The organism is Vibrio sp. 10N.261.51.A3 (assembly GCF_041471965.1).
Classification (GTDB): domain Bacteria; phylum Pseudomonadota; class Gammaproteobacteria; order Enterobacterales; family Vibrionaceae; genus Vibrio; species Vibrio crassostreae_C.
Genome location: NZ_JBFRPK010000006.1, coordinates 15,427 through 31,081 on the forward strand (window position 1 = coordinate 15,427; position 15,655 = coordinate 31,081).

13 protein-coding genes are annotated in these 15,655 nt (G+C 46.0%); 6 read left to right on the plus strand and 7 right to left on the minus strand.

Features of this window, described 5'->3' with window-relative positions:
- Window positions 1-102 precede the first annotated feature (102 nt).
- The 5 genes from rplT to AB4371_RS02420 form a co-directional block, all read right to left on the minus strand.
- Window positions 103-456 (minus strand): 50S ribosomal protein L20, encoded by a 354-nt coding sequence (gene rplT / locus AB4371_RS02400; protein WP_004733517.1) that lies wholly within the window; start codon window positions 454-456, stop codon window positions 103-105.
- Between the two features lie 42 nt (window positions 457-498).
- The gene (gene rpmI / locus AB4371_RS02405; RefSeq protein WP_004738430.1) at window positions 499-693 is read right to left on the minus strand and encodes a 50S ribosomal protein L35; all 195 of its coding nucleotides are present in this window, start codon (window positions 691-693) and stop codon (window positions 499-501) included.
- A gap of 104 nt (window positions 694-797) precedes the next feature.
- Window positions 798-1,349 (minus strand): translation initiation factor IF-3, encoded by a 552-nt coding sequence (infC, locus tag AB4371_RS02410; protein ID WP_076654893.1) that lies wholly within the window; start codon window positions 1,347-1,349, stop codon window positions 798-800.
- Window positions 1,350-1,351: 2 nt separating this feature from the next.
- Window positions 1,352-3,280 carry a threonine--tRNA ligase gene (thrS, locus tag AB4371_RS02415; protein ID WP_017059786.1) on the minus strand — a complete coding sequence of 643 codons (1,929 nt, stop codon included), beginning with the start codon at window positions 3,278-3,280 and terminating at the stop codon, window positions 1,352-1,354.
- A 383-nt stretch (window positions 3,281-3,663) separates the two neighbouring features.
- On the minus strand, window positions 3,664-4,407 hold the full coding sequence (locus tag AB4371_RS02420; RefSeq protein ID WP_016789246.1) for a sporulation protein: 744 nt from the start codon (window positions 4,405-4,407) through the stop codon (window positions 3,664-3,666).
- A gap of 181 nt (window positions 4,408-4,588) precedes the next feature.
- Here AB4371_RS02420 and hutC point away from each other — a divergent pair, with 181 nt between their 5' ends.
- The 6 genes from hutC to AB4371_RS02450 all read left to right on the plus strand — a co-directional run bounded on the left by hutC (window position 4,589) and on the right by AB4371_RS02450 (window position 11,920).
- Window positions 4,589-5,302: a histidine utilization repressor gene (hutC, locus tag AB4371_RS02425; protein WP_372148789.1), complete on the plus strand. Its 714-nt coding sequence runs from the start codon at window positions 4,589-4,591 to the stop codon at window positions 5,300-5,302.
- Window positions 5,303-5,415: 113 nt separating this feature from the next.
- Window positions 5,416-6,666, plus strand: a complete 1,251-nt coding sequence (hutI, locus tag AB4371_RS02430; RefSeq protein ID WP_372148792.1) for an imidazolonepropionase — start codon at window positions 5,416-5,418, stop codon at window positions 6,664-6,666.
- Window positions 6,653-7,681: a formimidoylglutamase gene (gene hutG, locus AB4371_RS02435; protein WP_372148794.1), complete on the plus strand. Its 1,029-nt coding sequence runs from the start codon at window positions 6,653-6,655 to the stop codon at window positions 7,679-7,681. Before hutI ends, hutG begins: the two co-directional genes overlap by 14 nt.
- Before the next feature lie 60 nt (window positions 7,682-7,741).
- A complete protein-coding gene (hutU, locus tag AB4371_RS02440) occupies window positions 7,742-9,436 on the plus strand; it encodes a urocanate hydratase (RefSeq protein WP_017063597.1) in 1,695 nt (564 codons plus the stop codon).
- A gap of 14 nt (window positions 9,437-9,450) precedes the next feature.
- Window positions 9,451-10,983, plus strand: a complete 1,533-nt coding sequence (gene hutH, locus AB4371_RS02445; RefSeq protein ID WP_102320505.1) for a histidine ammonia-lyase — start codon at window positions 9,451-9,453, stop codon at window positions 10,981-10,983.
- 211 nt (window positions 10,984-11,194) lie between these two features.
- Entirely contained in the window at window positions 11,195-11,920 is a 726-nt protein-coding gene (locus AB4371_RS02450; protein WP_016792117.1) for a DUF3581 domain-containing protein, read from the plus strand.
- Between the two features lie 91 nt (window positions 11,921-12,011).
- Here AB4371_RS02450 and AB4371_RS02455 read toward each other — a convergent pair whose 3' ends face one another.
- Together AB4371_RS02455 and AB4371_RS02460 are read right to left on the minus strand one after the other, a co-directional pair.
- Window positions 12,012-12,473 carry an isoprenylcysteine carboxylmethyltransferase family protein gene (locus tag AB4371_RS02455; protein WP_017066183.1) on the minus strand — a complete coding sequence of 154 codons (462 nt, stop codon included), beginning with the start codon at window positions 12,471-12,473 and terminating at the stop codon, window positions 12,012-12,014.
- 66 nt (window positions 12,474-12,539) lie between these two features.
- Window positions 12,540-15,575 (minus strand): FAD-binding and (Fe-S)-binding domain-containing protein, encoded by a 3,036-nt coding sequence (locus AB4371_RS02460; RefSeq protein ID WP_372073742.1) that lies wholly within the window; start codon window positions 15,573-15,575, stop codon window positions 12,540-12,542.
- Window positions 15,576-15,655: the final 80 nt, after the last annotated feature.

Sequence of the window (15,655 nt, forward strand, 5' to 3'; positions counted from 1 at the left end):
GCGAGATGCGAGATGCGAGAGAGTATGGCAAAGCCAAATTACAGGCAATAAAAAAGGAGAACCGAAGTTCTCCTTTTCTTAAACCTTTAAGCTAACTCTAAATTATAGAGATGCTTTCGCTTTTTCAACTAGAACAGCAAATGCTGCTTTGTCGAATACTGCGATGTCAGCAAGAATCTTACGGTCGATCTCGATAGATGCTTTCTTTAGGCCATTGATGAAACGGCTGTAAGATAGACCATTTTGACGAGATGCCGCGTTGATACGTGCAATCCAAAGTTGACGGAATTGACGTTTCTTGTTGCGACGGTCACGGTAAGCGTATTGACCAGCTTTGGTAACTGCTTGGAAAGCTACGCGGTAAACACGTGAACGTGCTCCGTAGTAACCTTTAGCTTGTTTTAGAACTTTCTTATGACGTGCACGAGCTTGTACACCACGTTTTACGCGAGGCATTATGCTTCTCCTAAACTAAACGAATTTATAAACTAAAAAGAATTAAGCGTATGGCATCATACGTAGAACTTGAGCAACTTCACATTTAGGAAGGATCGAGTTCGGACGTAGCTGACGCTTGTTCTTAGTAGTACGCTTAGTCAGGATGTGACGTTTACCAGCGTGCTTAAACTTAATACCACCAGCAGTTTTCTGGAAACGCTTAGCAGCACCTTTGTTGGTTTTCATCTTAGGCATGATGAATAACTCCGCATTGTTGAGTTGTTAATAACATAGTAATTAGGGCGAATAAAACCCCGCAACCTGAGGCTGCAGGGTTCAATTACTTGCAAAGCCGTTAATTACTTCTTTTTAGGGGCCAACACCATGATCATCTGGCGACCTTCAATTCTCGTTGGGAAAGATTCGACTACTGCAAATTCTTCAGTATCCGCTTTCAAACGATTAAGAACGTCAACACCGATTTCTTGGTGAGCCATTTCGCGGCCACGGAAGCGAATTGTTACCTTCACTTTGTTGCCGTCTTCTAGGAAACCAGTCAGGTTGCGTAGTTTTACCTGATAGTCTCCAATATCAGTTCCAGGTCGGAATTTAATTTCCTTGATCTGAACCTGCTTTTGCTTCTTCTTCTGCTCTTTCGCAGCTTTGCTCTTCTCGAAGAGGAACTTACCGTAGTCCATCACACGACAAACTGGCGGCTCGGCGTTAGGGCTGATCTCTACAAGATCCATACCAGCTTCATTTGCAGCTTCCATCGCTTCAGCGATTGATACTACACCAACAGCTTCGCCGTCTGCGCCAGTTAGACGCACTTCACGAACGCCACGAATGTCACCGTTTAAACGGTGCTGGTTTTGTTTGGCCGGTTGTTGGCCACGTCTTCCGCCTTTAATAGCTATTCCTCCAGATTGAGCTTACGGCTTGAAACCTCGGCTTGGATGTATGAAATAAAGTCATCCACTTTAAATTTGCCAAGGTCCTTACCTTTACGTGTACGTACTGCAATTTCGCCGGCTTCCATTTCTTGGTCACCACACACAAGCATGAACGGTACACGTTTCAAAGTATGTTCGCGGATTTTAAAGCCAATCTTCTCATTTCTCAAGTCTGCTTTGACTCTAAATCCACTTTTTTGCAGTTTTTTCGTAATTTCTTGTACATATTCAGACTGTTTGTCTGTAATGCCCATTACAACTGCTTGTTCTGGCGCCAACCACGTTGGGAAGAAGCCAGCGTATTCTTCAATAAGAATACCAATGAAGCGTTCTAGTGAACCTAAAATCGCGCGGTGGATCATAACTGGCGTGTGACGCTCGTTATCTTCACCTACGTAAGTAGCACCTAAACGTTCTGGTAATGCAAAATCGAGCTGCACTGTACCACATTGCCAAGCGCGGTCCAAACAATCATGCAAAGTAAATTCAATCTTAGGTCCGTAGAACGCACCCTCGCCTTCTTGAATCTCGTATGCAATGTCCATTGCCTCTAGCGCTTGCTTAAGGTCAGCCTCTGCACGGTCCCACATTTCGTCTGAACCTACACGCTGTTCTGGACGAGTAGATAGCTTAACAACGATGCTTTCGAAGCCGAAAGTTGTGTAAGTATCGTAAACCATTTCAATACAAGCTTTAACTTCTTGTTGAACTTGGTCTTCAGTACAGAATACGTGAGCATCATCTTGAGTGAAGCCACGAACACGCATAATGCCGTGAAGTGCTCCAGACGGCTCGTTACGGTGACATGAGCCGAACTCAGCCATACGTAGCGGTAGATCACGGTAAGATTTCAAACCTTGGTTGAAGATTTGAACGTGACCAGGACAGTTCATTGGCTTGATAGCGTATTCACGGTTCTCTGAAGAAGTAGTGAACATCGCTTCAGCGTACTTATCCCAGTGACCAGAGCGTTCCCAAAGAACACGGTCCATCATTAATGGGCCTTTAACTTCTTGGTAATCGTACTCAGTCAGTTTTTGACGAATAAATACTTCTAGCTCACGGAAGATAGTCCAACCGTTGTGGTGCCAGAACACCATGCCTGGTGCTTCTTGCTGCATGTGGAATAGGTCAAGCGCTTTACCGATTTTACGGTGGTCACGTTTAGCCGCTTCTTCTAGGCGCACAAGGTGAGCTTTAAGTGCCTTCTTGTCGTGGAATGCAGTGCCGTAGATACGTTGAAGCATCTTGTTGTCACTGTTACCACGCCAGTATGCACCCGCTACGTTAAGTAGAGTGAAGTGCTGGCAGAAGCTCATGTTAGGCACGTGTGGACCACGACACATATCGATGTATTCTTCGTGATGGTACAGGCCTGGACGATCGTCTTTAGAAACGTTCTCGTCCAAGATTTCAATCTTGTAAGTCTCGCCGCGAGCTTCGAATGCGTCGCGCGCTTCCTGCCAGCTAACTTTCTTCTTAACAACCTGGTATTTGGTCTTCGCTAGCTCTTTCATGCGCTTTTCGATCTTTTCTAGATCGTCTTGCGTTAGAGAGTGCTCAAGATCGATATCGTAGTAGAAACCGTTATCGATAGTAGGACCGATCGCCATTTTCGCTTCTGGAAAAAGCTGCTTAACCGCGTGGCCTAAAAGGTGAGCACAAGAGTGACGAACGATTTCAAGGCCATCAACTTCATCTTTAGCTGTGATGATTTCTAGGCTTGCATCGTTTTCGATAAGATCACAAGCATCAACACGCTCGCCGTCTACACGACCAGCAATGGTAGCTTTCGCAAGACCAGGACCGATTGATAGGGCAACATCTAGAGTTGATACAGGGTTGTCAAATTGACGCTGACTACCGTCAGGAAGAGTAATAATTGGCATTATTTGTCCTTTACAGTGGTGTTGCACACCAAGCAACACATGAAAATGTTTAATATATGTCTTTCAATCAACGAGTACGCTGATTGGGGATATATGCATAATAAATATACCCACATAGAAGCAAATACAGATGCCACATCTGTGAGTAGCCGAACATTGTAACGAAATAATATGAAATGACAATGTTAGTCCCGCAGCACCACAAAACTATATGACTGAAATGTCTCTTCTATATAGATCCTTCTAACGCCTAACCCATAGTTCAATCAGTAATTCGTTGGCTTTATCTACAATACAAAAAAGCCGAACGGATAAGTTCGGCTATAGAAATCGTACTGTCTTGTCTCTATTAATAGAAAAAGCGACTACTAACAGAAAGGGAACTACGCACTCATGATTCTTGATACAGCGTTGCGAATGTCTGAGTCGGCCGCATTAGCAGGTAAGCTGAATGAGATGTATTGGTCGCCGCGGAAGCTCATTGAGCGGTCGATTTCTGCTAGGCAGTGAACCATTGAACCTTCAACGATGAATGACAGCTCGATCTCTTTATTATTCATGAAGCCGCCGCTGCGAAACTCAATCTCTTGGTAACAGCCCGAACGAGAAGCAAAGCTGTTGCCTTTTAAGAAGCCCTTCTCTACGTCTGCTTTCACCATTGCCATGCCCGATGCTTCCACACCTTGGATAATTTTAGCGACTGTTGGCAGTGGATGAACGGAGATAAAGTCACGGTCTTTAGGATCAATCGCAAAGCCGATATCTAGGTTGGTTTCAACCCACACATGGCATTGGTTCATTTGTGCGTTCAACGCGGTGACTGGTGTTTCATCATTTAACTTAAGACGGAACGGCACCAATTTGGTTTCACCCGGTTGGATCACAAATGGTTCTACCGCTTGAATACGACCCAACGAAAAAGTTTCGTAGCTGGTGCTATCTTCCGTTTCGACTTTTACTTCTGTGTTGAGAACCAAGTTAATCAGGTCGATTTGTTGCTCAACGTCGCCACCAACAATGTGAACATTGCCAGACAACTCTCCACCTTGGAAAACTTCAATATTATCTAAGACGGTATCAACCTTTGCTGCACCGATGCCCAACGAGGCCTTTAATTTCTTAAACATATTATTTCCCTTTCTAATTATCTGATTTACGAATAGTTATTGCGTGACAATTTGCGACACTTGCCTCACAGAATCAAGCAATTTGCCCCATCTATGTTGAATAAGGTCACATTGCCCGAGGAAATGTTGAAATCGTGAAAAATTCCGTTACTCTATTTGTATAGTCAAATAAGGTTTCATTATGTCGAAAGCACCGCTCTACCTTCAGATAAAACAGTTCATAGACGAGAATATCACCAGTGGTCACTGGCCAGTGGGTTACCAGATAACCACAGAGCTAGAACTCACTGAACAGTTCAAAGTGAGTCGAATGACAGTGAATAAGGCCATTCGAGATCTTGTGTCTGAAGGCAAGCTCATCAGGAAACCAAGACTGGGGACTTTTGTTTGTGAACCCGACGAAAAAGCGCAATCTCCGTTGCTTGATATCAACAACATAGCGCAAGAGATCAAAGACCGAGGCCAAACGTATACTAGCCAAGTTATCAAGCACGATAGTATCAAGGCTGATGAAAGCACGGCTACACGGTTAGGTGTGATGATTAACGCAGAAGTGTTCTATAGTGAAATCATACACTTTGCGGACAACGTACCGATTCAATTGGAAGCGCGCTGGGTGAACTCTCAAGCCGCTCCAAAATACCTAGAGCAAGACTTTTCAACCTCTACGCCCAACGAATACCTTTCAAAAAGCTGCCCGTTAAGTGCTATCGAGCACACGGTTGAAGCCATTATTCCAGATTCTCAAATCAGAACGTCACTAAAGCTATCTGAATCAGAACCTTGCCTTCTTTTGAATAGAAGAACATGGAGCAAAGAACGCCTCATCAGCTTTGCATTGCTCTACCATCCTGGTTCTAAGTACAAATTAAGCTCCAAGATACTTCTAAATTAAAGAACATCATCCTGATCGCCGATCACATTTTTGCAACATCGACTTGATTCGGGTCAGCGTTTAGCCTATTTATTTGTATATACATTTAATGTTTAGCAAAGATCTAGGTGATTATGAATTTGATCCTCAAAAATGCACGAGTGGTCTCCATGAGCTCGGGAGTCGACGGTTATCAGCCCTCTTCCCCTCAAGATATCGTTATCGAAAGCGGTAAAATCGTGTCCATCTCTTGTTCAAACCAAGGCGCGCTTGCTTCTGAGTTAGAACAAGTACGTGTTGATGGTTCTTTGGATTACGTCACCTATGACTGCAAGAACAAGCTAGTGACACCCGGATTAATTGATTGCCACACTCACCTCGTATTTGCGGGTAATCGTGCCAATGAATTTGAGCAGCGTTTGAATGGTGTGTCTTACACCGACATCGCCAAGCAAGGCGGCGGCATTCTAGCGACAGTCACTGCAACACGCGCAGCGCAAGAGTCTGAGCTGGTTGAAATGGCATTACCGAGACTTGATGGCCTACTAAGAAGTGGCGTAACCAGCATCGAAGTAAAATCTGGCTATGGTTTAACACTTGATGATGAACTCAAAATGTTACGCGCAGCCAAAGCATTAGAGAATCATCGCCGTATTAAGATCACGACCACTCTCCTTGCAGCACATGCTGTGCCACCCGAATACAAAGAGCAACCGGACAGCTATATCGATCTGGTTTGCCAAGAGATCATTCCTAAAGCTGCAGAGCAAGGGCTCGCCGATGCCGTTGACGTGTTCTGCGAATCTATCGGCTTCAACTTAGAACAAACCGAACGCGTCTTTGCAGCTGCCAAAGTACATGGGCTAGCGATTAAAGGCCACACTGAACAACTTTCTAATATGGGTGGCAGCGCGCTTGCAGCAAAATACGGCGCACTCTCTGTCGACCATGTTGAATACCTTGATGAAACCGGAGTAAAAGCGCTGGCAGAATCAGGCACAGTCGCCACCTTATTACCCGGTGCTTTCTACTTCTTGAAAGAGACTCAACAGCCGCCTATCGCCCTACTTCGTGAACACAAGATTCCAATGGCGATCGCGACCGACTTAAACCCCGGAACCTCCCCTTTTGCAGATTTAACCCTGATGATGAACATGAGCTGCACCCTGTTTGGCACGACACCTGAAGAAGCATTGCGTGGTGTAACTTGTAACGCTGCGGCTGCCATTGGTGAGTCACAAACCAAAGGCAAAGTCGAAATCGGTTATGCCGCAGATTTGGCTATCTGGAACATCGACCACCCTGCAGATCTAAGCTATCAAGTCGGTGTTCCTCATCTGCATAAACGCATTGTTAATGGCGAGGTGTGTCATGACTCAATCTAAATCCAACGCTATCCAAGAGAACGCAACAACCATGCATAACTTTGTGTGGACAGGGCGTAATGATCTTGAAGATGGCCCACTCGGTACTCGCGTTCATCACATTACCAAGCAAGTGCAAAGTAGCGAGTTAAGTGACGAGCTGACTGACAGCGCTATCGCCTTGGTAGGCTTTGCCAGCGACGCCGGTGTTGCAAGAAATAAAGGACGCGTGGGCTCGAAACAAGCACCTAACTTGATACGCCAAGCTCTGGCGAATATGGCTTGGCACAGTGACGCATACATCGCGGATCTTGGTGATATCGAGTGCAATGATGGTCAATTGGAAGTCAGCCAAAAACAGTGTGCTTCTGTGATTGCCAATGCCTTAGCAACCAACAAAGTGATTACCCTTGGCGGTGGTCATGAGGTTGCTTGGGCATCTTTTCAAGGTCTCGCTGAGCACCTAAATAAAATTCAATCAGAACACAATCCTAAGATCGGCATCGTTAATTTTGATGCTCACTTTGATCTTCGTGAATTTGAAAGCGACATCGCTGACGTAAAGCCAAGCTCAGGCACACCATTTAACCAGATAAGTGATTACTGCCACACACATCAGTGGCCGTTTCATTACGCTTGTCTTGGTGTGAGTGCCGCCAGCAATACCAAAGCGCTGTTTAACAAAGCTGACCAACTGGGCGTGTGGTATGAACACGACCGCAACATGACCCAAGTGAATCAAGTCGCTCAACTGATCAAGTTACAAAAATTCATCGCTGAGTGTGATTATCTCTATCTCACCATTGATCTCGATGTTTTCCCCGCAGCTACTGCGCCGGGCGTAAGTGCACCAGCGGCAAGAGGCGTGAGCTATGAAGCACTCGCTCCTTTTCTAGAACAGATTTTCCAACACAGTAAAAAACTCATTATCGCGGACATTGCAGAATATAACCCGGACTACGACGTCGATGGCCAAACGGCTCGATTGGCAGCTCGTTTGTGTTGGGATATTGCCAGTGCAATGGCCAGCGACTAATCCAGCTATACCGATAACTACAACTACAACGATATAACGTGAAACAGAAGGAATTCCAAAATGACGGAACACCACAACAGTGACCCTCGTCTCGACACGACTCGCGAAATTCGCGCACCTCACGGCACCACTTTGCGCGCTAAATCTTGGTTAACAGAAGCACCACTGCGTATGCTGATGAACAACCTAGACCCTGATGTGGCAGAACACCCACATGCACTGGTTGTGTATGGCGGTATTGGTCGCGCGGCACGTGATTGGAAATGTTATGACAAGATTGTGGAAGTATTGGAGCGTTTAGAGGACGACCAAACGTTACTTGTTCAATCCGGTAAACCTGTGGGCGTGTTCCCGACTCATAAAAACGCACCTCGCGTACTGATCGCTAACTCGAACCTTGTTCCACACTGGGCGAACTGGGAACACTTCAACGAGCTCGATAAAGAAGGCTTGATGATGTACGGCCAAATGACCGCGGGCAGCTGGATCTACATTGGTTCACAAGGCATCGTTCAAGGTACTTACGAAACCTTTGTCGCTATCGCGAAGAAGCACTTCCAAGGTGAAGCAAACGGCAAGTGGGTTCTAACGGGCGGTCTTGGTGGAATGGGCGGCGCTCAACCTCTTGCTGCAACGATGGCTGGCTTCTCAATGATCGCAGTGGAGTGTGATGAATCACGAATCGACTACCGCTTGCGTACTGGCTATGTAGACAAAAAAGCCACCAGCTTAGATGAAGCGATGGCAATGATTAAAGAGTCAGACACGCCAATCTCTGTTGGCTTATTAGGTAACGCCGCAGACGTCTTCCCAGAGTTAGTTGAACGCAATATCACACCTGATGTGGTGACTGACCAAACCTCTGCCCACGATCCTCTTAACGGCTACTTGCCGCAAGGTTGGACGATGGAGAAAGCCGCACAAGAGCGCTCCATTGATGAAGCAAAAGTGGTGAAAGCCGCTAAGCAATCTATGGCGATTCAAGTACAAGCGATGTTAGACCTGCAATACCGCGGCGCAGCGACCGTGGATTACGGTAATAACATTCGCCAAATGGCACTGGAAGAAGGCGTAGAAAACGCGTTTGATTTCCCAGGTTTCGTTCCGGCTTATATTCGACCTTTATTCTGCGAAGGTATTGGTCCTTTCCGTTGGGCGGCACTATCTGGTGACCCAGAAGACATCTACAAAACAGACCAAAAAGTAAAAGAACTGATTCCAGACAACCCACATCTACATAACTGGCTAGATATGGCGCGTGAACGCATTCAGTTCCAAGGCCTGCCTGCGCGTATTTGTTGGGTTGGCTTGAAAGATCGTGAACGCTTAGGCCAAGCATTCAATGAAATGGTGAAAAATGGCGAACTGAAAGCACCAGTTGTTATCGGTCGTGACCACCTAGATTCAGGTTCAGTAGCAAGCCCGAACCGCGAAACAGAAGGCATGATGGATGGATCAGATGCCGTATCAGATTGGCCTCTATTGAACGCTCTGCTAAATACTGCAGGCGGCGCGACATGGGTTTCTCTGCACCATGGTGGTGGCGTTGGTATGGGCTTCTCGCAACACTCAGGAATGGTGATTTGTTGTGACGGCAGTGAAGATGCATCACAGCGTATTGCTCGTGTACTTCACAACGACCCAGCAACAGGCGTTATGCGTCATGCTGATGCGGGTTACGATATTGCCAAGCAGTGTGCTAAAGAGCAGAAGCTTGATTTGCCTATGCTAAACGAAGAACTTCGTCGCCTTTAATGTCTGGAGAAAACATGTTGAATTTATTACTTAAACCAGGACTTCTTGGCCTACCTGAACTGCGTAAGATTAGCCGTAGCCCTGTAAACTTATCACTTGACCCTGCAGCGATTCCTGATATTGAAGCGAGCATGCACGTTGTCGAGCAAGTGATTGCTGAAGATCGCACCGTGTATGGCATCAATACAGGTTTTGGCTTATTAGCGAATACCAAAATAGCCCCTGAAGATTTAGAAGTACTACAGAAAAGTATCGTGCTTTCTCACGCAGCAGGCATCGGTAAATTCATGTCTGATGAGACTGTACGTTTGATGATGGTACTTAAGATTAACAGCTTGTCTCGTGGTTACTCGGGTATCCGACTCAAGGTCATCAATGCTCTTATCGATCTAGTGAACGCACAAGTTTACCCGTGTGTACCACAAAAAGGATCGGTGGGTGCTTCTGGAGACCTCGCTCCCCTCGCCCACATGAGTACGGTACTGCTTGGTGAAGGCCAAGCACGTCACAACGGCAAAATCATCACGGGCTTAGAAGCAATGCAGATCGCAGGCTTGGAGCCAATCACACTTGCTCCGAAAGAAGGCTTAGCTCTGTTGAACGGCACACAAGCATCGACAGCCTTTGCATTAGAAGGTCTGTTCGCAGCTGAAGACTTGTTTGCGTCTGCAACCGTGTGTGGCGCGATGTCTGTTGAAGCCGCGCTGGGTAGTCGTCGTCCGTTTGATCCTCGCATACACCGCGTTCGTGGTCATCGTGGTCAAATGGATGCCGCGCTTGCTTATCGCCATATGCTTGATCAAAAGAGTGAGATTGGTGAATCACACACTTGCTGTGAAAAGGTTCAAGACCCTTACTCGTTGCGCTGTCAGCCTCAAGTGATGGGTGCCTGTTTACAGCAAATTCGTAATTCAGCAGAAACGTTAAACGTTGAAGCGAACTCGGTATCGGATAACCCACTGGTATTTGCTGAAGACGGCGACATTATTTCAGGTGGTAACTTCCACGCAGAACCTGTGGCAATGGCAGCGGATAACCTAGCACTTGCGATTGCAGAAATTGGTAGCCTTTCTGAACGAAGAATGGCACTGCTGATTGATAGCGCACTAAGCAAACTTCCACCTTTCTTAGTCGATAACGGCGGCGTTAACTCAGGCTTTATGATTGCTCAAGTAACGTCTGCTGCTCTGGCAAGCGAGAATAAAACACTGGCACACCCAGCTTCAGTAGACAGCCTTCCAACATCGGCAAACCAAGAAGATCATGTATCTATGGCAACCTTTGCGGGTCGTCGACTGCGTGACATGGCAGAAAACACCCGTGGCATCTTGGCTGTTGAATACTTAGCAGCAGCACAAGGCTTGGATTTTAGAGCACCAAATCTCTCTTCTCCTCGAGTAGAAGAAGCAAAACAGATACTGCGCGAGAAAGTCAGCTTCTACGACAAAGACCGTTACTTCTCACCTGATATCGAGCAAGCAAATCTACTGCTCAAATTATCAGTGCATAACCATCTAATGCCAGAAGGCCTACTGTGTAGCTTCTAAGGTTTGGCGAAATAGCACGTCATATAAACAGGGGCTATTGATTAGCCCTTGTTGCATTAAATCCAAGCCCCTATTCCCCTCAAAATCGTCACATACCATCCAACGTATTTATCTAATCGACTGATATATAAGCAAAGTTAACTGGATAGACCATTAGATCGAAGTTAGTTAGCTATAATCCACCCCAGATTTGATGACTAATAGCGATACTATGTTTCTGACACCTTACTTTTCTACTGAAGACAATCAATTTCAATTCACTCGTGAACAAGCTAGCCACTTTGCTAAAAAAGTAGCTGCTGACTTCAACCCAATTCACGATGAAGACAACAAGCGCTTCTGCGTGCCTGGCGATCTTTTGTTTGCAGTTCTTCTGCAGAAAGAAGGCATCAGCCAAAAAATGCGTTTTGATTTTTCAGGTATGGTGGGTAACGGTATTGCGCTTAGCGTTGACAACAAATGTGAGAAAGAAAGCTCACTGGTTGACGAGAAAGGCAAAGAGTACCTACACATGTCTTGTGAAGGTGAAAAGAGCCACGACCAAGCATTCATCGAGCACGTGGTAACAAACTACGTTAAGTTCTCTGGCATGAACTTCCCACACATCATGGTTCCTCTTATGGAAGAACAACAAATGATGATCAACTGCCAACGTCCTCTAGTGATTTACGAGAGCATGGAAGTTGAATTTACTCGCCTAGACCTGTCTCACCCAGAAGTTGAATTCTCTGGCGCGACTTTTGATGTTGAAGGCAAACGTGGCATCGTGACCCTGAACTTCGATTTCAAAGAAGACGGCGAAGTAGTAGGTAAAGGCGTGAAGCGTATGGTAGCAAGTGGCCTTAAGCCATACGACCAAGCTTCTGTAGACGACCTAGTAAACCGCTTCAACGAACGCAAAGAGATGTTTCTAGCTCAGTTCACAGCCGCTGCTTAATCAGCTCTAGAACAAGATCAATAAAGCCCAGCTTGATAATCTCAAGCTGGGCTTTTTTATTTCGATTACTAAGCCAGCACTCAAATCATCACTAAATCCAGCGTCTAACCTTTTGTTTGTAATCAACATATTCTGCGCCGAATAATTGTTCTAGTGCTCGCTCTTCGGGTTTGATTTGGAAGTAATTCATGTAGATTACGAAGCCAAAGCTAAGTAGTACACTGAAGATATTCTGGAAGAAGTAGCCAAAGCAAAATAGCAGGATGAACAACCCTAAGTACATTGGGTTTCGCGTGTAGCCAAAAATTCCACTGTCCACGACGGCTGAAGCGGTTTCTACTTTGATCGGGTTAACGGTGGTTTTCTGTTTTCGAAATTCCAATATACCGGATATTCCGATCACACCACTCAATGTGACTCCGATTCCTAACACAATCATTCCATAAGGCAATGCCAGTGTCCCTTGGCTCAACTGTTGAGCGCAGAAGTATGATGCTACGAATACAATAATGAACAGTGCAACTGGTGGTACTTTTAATTCTAGAAATTTCATACTTTTCCTTATTAACATTCCTTTGTTAGTTTAGAAAAAAGCCCAGCAATTGCTGGGCTAAATGTATTAGAGAATTTTTGCTAGCGCCTGTAATGGGTGAGCAAGCTTCTCACCTTCAAAACGCTTCACTTGGCTGCGGCAAGAATAGCCCGTCACCAAGCAACGATCTTTTGGTAAGTCCTGCATTTGAGGCTTCCAGCTTAAACCATATATGTCTTTCGACATTTGTAGCTTATCGACTTCGTGGCCGAAAGTTCCCGCCATACCACAACAGCCGACAGGAACGCTGGTTAACGCCGCCCCAAAGTGTTTGAAGATAGTACCCCACTCTTTTTCAGCGTTCGGCATTTTGGTTTTCTCAGTACAGTGAGCAAACAAGTACCACATATCTTCACTTGCTGAGCGTGCTTCGAACTCACCTAGCGATGGCATTAACCATTCATGCACAGTAAGTACATCAAAGTCGCCGCGCTTGTCACCTAAGATCTCGACGTATTCATCGCGGTAACAAAGCACAAGAGCAGGATCAACACCGACCAAAGGAATTTCGATATCCGCCACCATCGACAAGAAATCCGAAGTCGATTTCGCCTCACGTGCAAAACGATTTAAGAAGCCCTTGATGTGCAACGCTTTACCATTCGGTTTGAACGGCAGCAGTACCGGAGTTTTGCCAAGTTTTTGAGCCAGAGTGACAAAGTCTTCAATCACCTCGGCATCATAGAAGCTGGTAAACGGGTCTTGAACGATCAGCACATGCTGTTTCTTCTGTTCAGAAGACAAGCCTTCTAAATACTGTAAATCGAAGAGTTGCAGCTCTTTACTCGCTAGACGATTTTTGAGCGTAGGCACCGACATCAATGGTGCATCAACATAACCGACCGTTTTAGCTGTTGCCGTTTGGATCCACTTTTGACCCAATGCAGCGTTGACTACTTTTGGCGCTTTCGCCATCAGCGGCAGCATGGTTTCAATGTTGGCAACTAGATAATCTTTTGCAGGGCGCTGGTAACGCGAGTAGTAGATGTTCAAGAATCGAGAACGGAAACTTGGTACATCGACTTTGATCGGACATTGACTCGCACACGCTTTACACGCCAAACAACCGTTCATCGCCTCATGAACTTCATGCGAGAAATCGTACTCATGGCGTTTGTTCATCGTATTGCGAACACGCTCAATCATAGTCTTAACGGGTGTGTTGTCTTTCAACGCTTCTTGCTCAAGGTCGAGAATATCAACGCCTTGTTCAGTCAGTTGACGCAACCACTCTCTTACCAAGCCTGCGCGGCCTTTGGGTGAGTGACGTCGGTCAGCCGTAACTTTCATTGAAGGACACATTGGCGAGCTAGTATCGTAGTTGAAACACAAGCCGTTACCGTTACATTCCATTGCTTGCTTGAAGCTGTCACGAACTTGTACGTCGATCTGACGGTCGTAGAAACCACGCTTGGTATCGGTGACTTTCACCAATTCAGCGTCACTTTCTAAAGGCGTACAGATCTTGCCTGGGTTCATCTTGTTGTGCGGGTCGAATGCTGCTTTAATACGTCTTAATTCGGTAAACAGCTCTTCACCAAAGAAGTCTGGGCCATACTCAGAACGGAAACCTTTACCGTGCTCGCCCCACATTAAACCGCCGTATTTCGCCACCAGCTTAACCACTTCATCAGAGACTTCATGCATCAATGCTTCTTGCATCGGGTCACACAGATCCAATGCTGGACGAACGTGTAATACGCCCGCGTCAACGTGACCAAACATGCCGTAATTCAACTCTTTTGAATCGAGTAACACTCTAAATTCAGAGATGAAATCCGCGAGGTTTTCTGGTGGTACACAAGTATCTTCAGCAAAAGCGACTGGCTTAGCTCGGCCTTTCGCCGCACCTAACAGACCCACTGCTTTCTTACGCATGTTGTAGATTCGGCCAATGCTCGCCAAATCGCTACAAACTTGAAAACCAATCACGCCGGCTTCTTCGCTTTCAACCATGGTTTCAAGGCGTGCAGTCAGCGCTTGAACTTGCTGTTCAACTTCCGCTTCATCTTGGCCTGCAAACTCAACCATGTTGATGCCAAGCATCTCTTTGTTCGGAACATCAGTCAGCAAATCGCTCACGGTGTGCCAAACGATGTCTTGCTTCGCTAGGTTCAATACTCTTGAATCTACCGTTTCAACAGACAGTGCTTTCGCTTCCACCATGAACGGCGCATTACGCAGCGCAGAATCAAACGTGTTGTATTTCACGTTAACCAGTGTGCGCGCTTTTGGAATCTTGGTTAGGTTTAACTTTGCTTCCGTGATGAATGCTAAAGAACCTTCAGCGCCACATAGAACGCGAGTTAGGTCAAAGCTGTCATCTTGTTCGTTGATTGCATTCTTTAGGTCATAGCCTGTTAAGAAGCGATTCAGCGGAGGGAATTTATCTAAGATTTGAGCGCGTTTGTCTCGACAAACCGCCTCTGTCACCGTAAGTGCATGGTGAGCGAATTCACCCTCTACAGGTAAGCCGTGTGATAAATCAGATTCTAGACATGAACCATCTGCGAACACCGCTTGCAGCGACAATACATGGTCAGACGTTTTGCCGTACTTCAATGACCCTTGGCCCGAAGCATCGGTATTGATCATGCCACCCAAGGTTGCTCGGTTACTGGTAGAAAGGTCTGGAGAGAAAAAGTAACCATAAGGGCGAACAGCGTCGTTCAATTGATCTTTAACGACACCAGACTGAACTCTTACCCAGCCCTCTTTCTCGTTAATCTCAAGAACCTTATTCATGTATCGCGACAGGTCAACCACGACACCTTTTGTTAAAGATTGTCCGTTGGTTCCGGTACCGCCGCCACGAGGGGAAAAAGTCACGCGTTCGTAAGCGGATTTAGAAACCACTTTACCGATAAGCACAACGTCTTGCGTTGTTTTAGGAAGGATGACCGCCTGCGGCAATTGCTGATAGACACTATTATCAGTCGCCACAGCCAAACGGCTAGAATATTGAGATTCAATGTCGCCAGTAAAGCCCGCTGTTTTTAGTTCATCTAAAAAGCGTACGACAACTGGATCGACATCAGCATTGAGTTGAAGTCTTGGTAACATTTGCTTCCTGCCCCTACTTCGCTGATCCTATCAGCATTGGGTTATCTGAGATTTTTAATAATTTTCTTTGAATTTCGTCA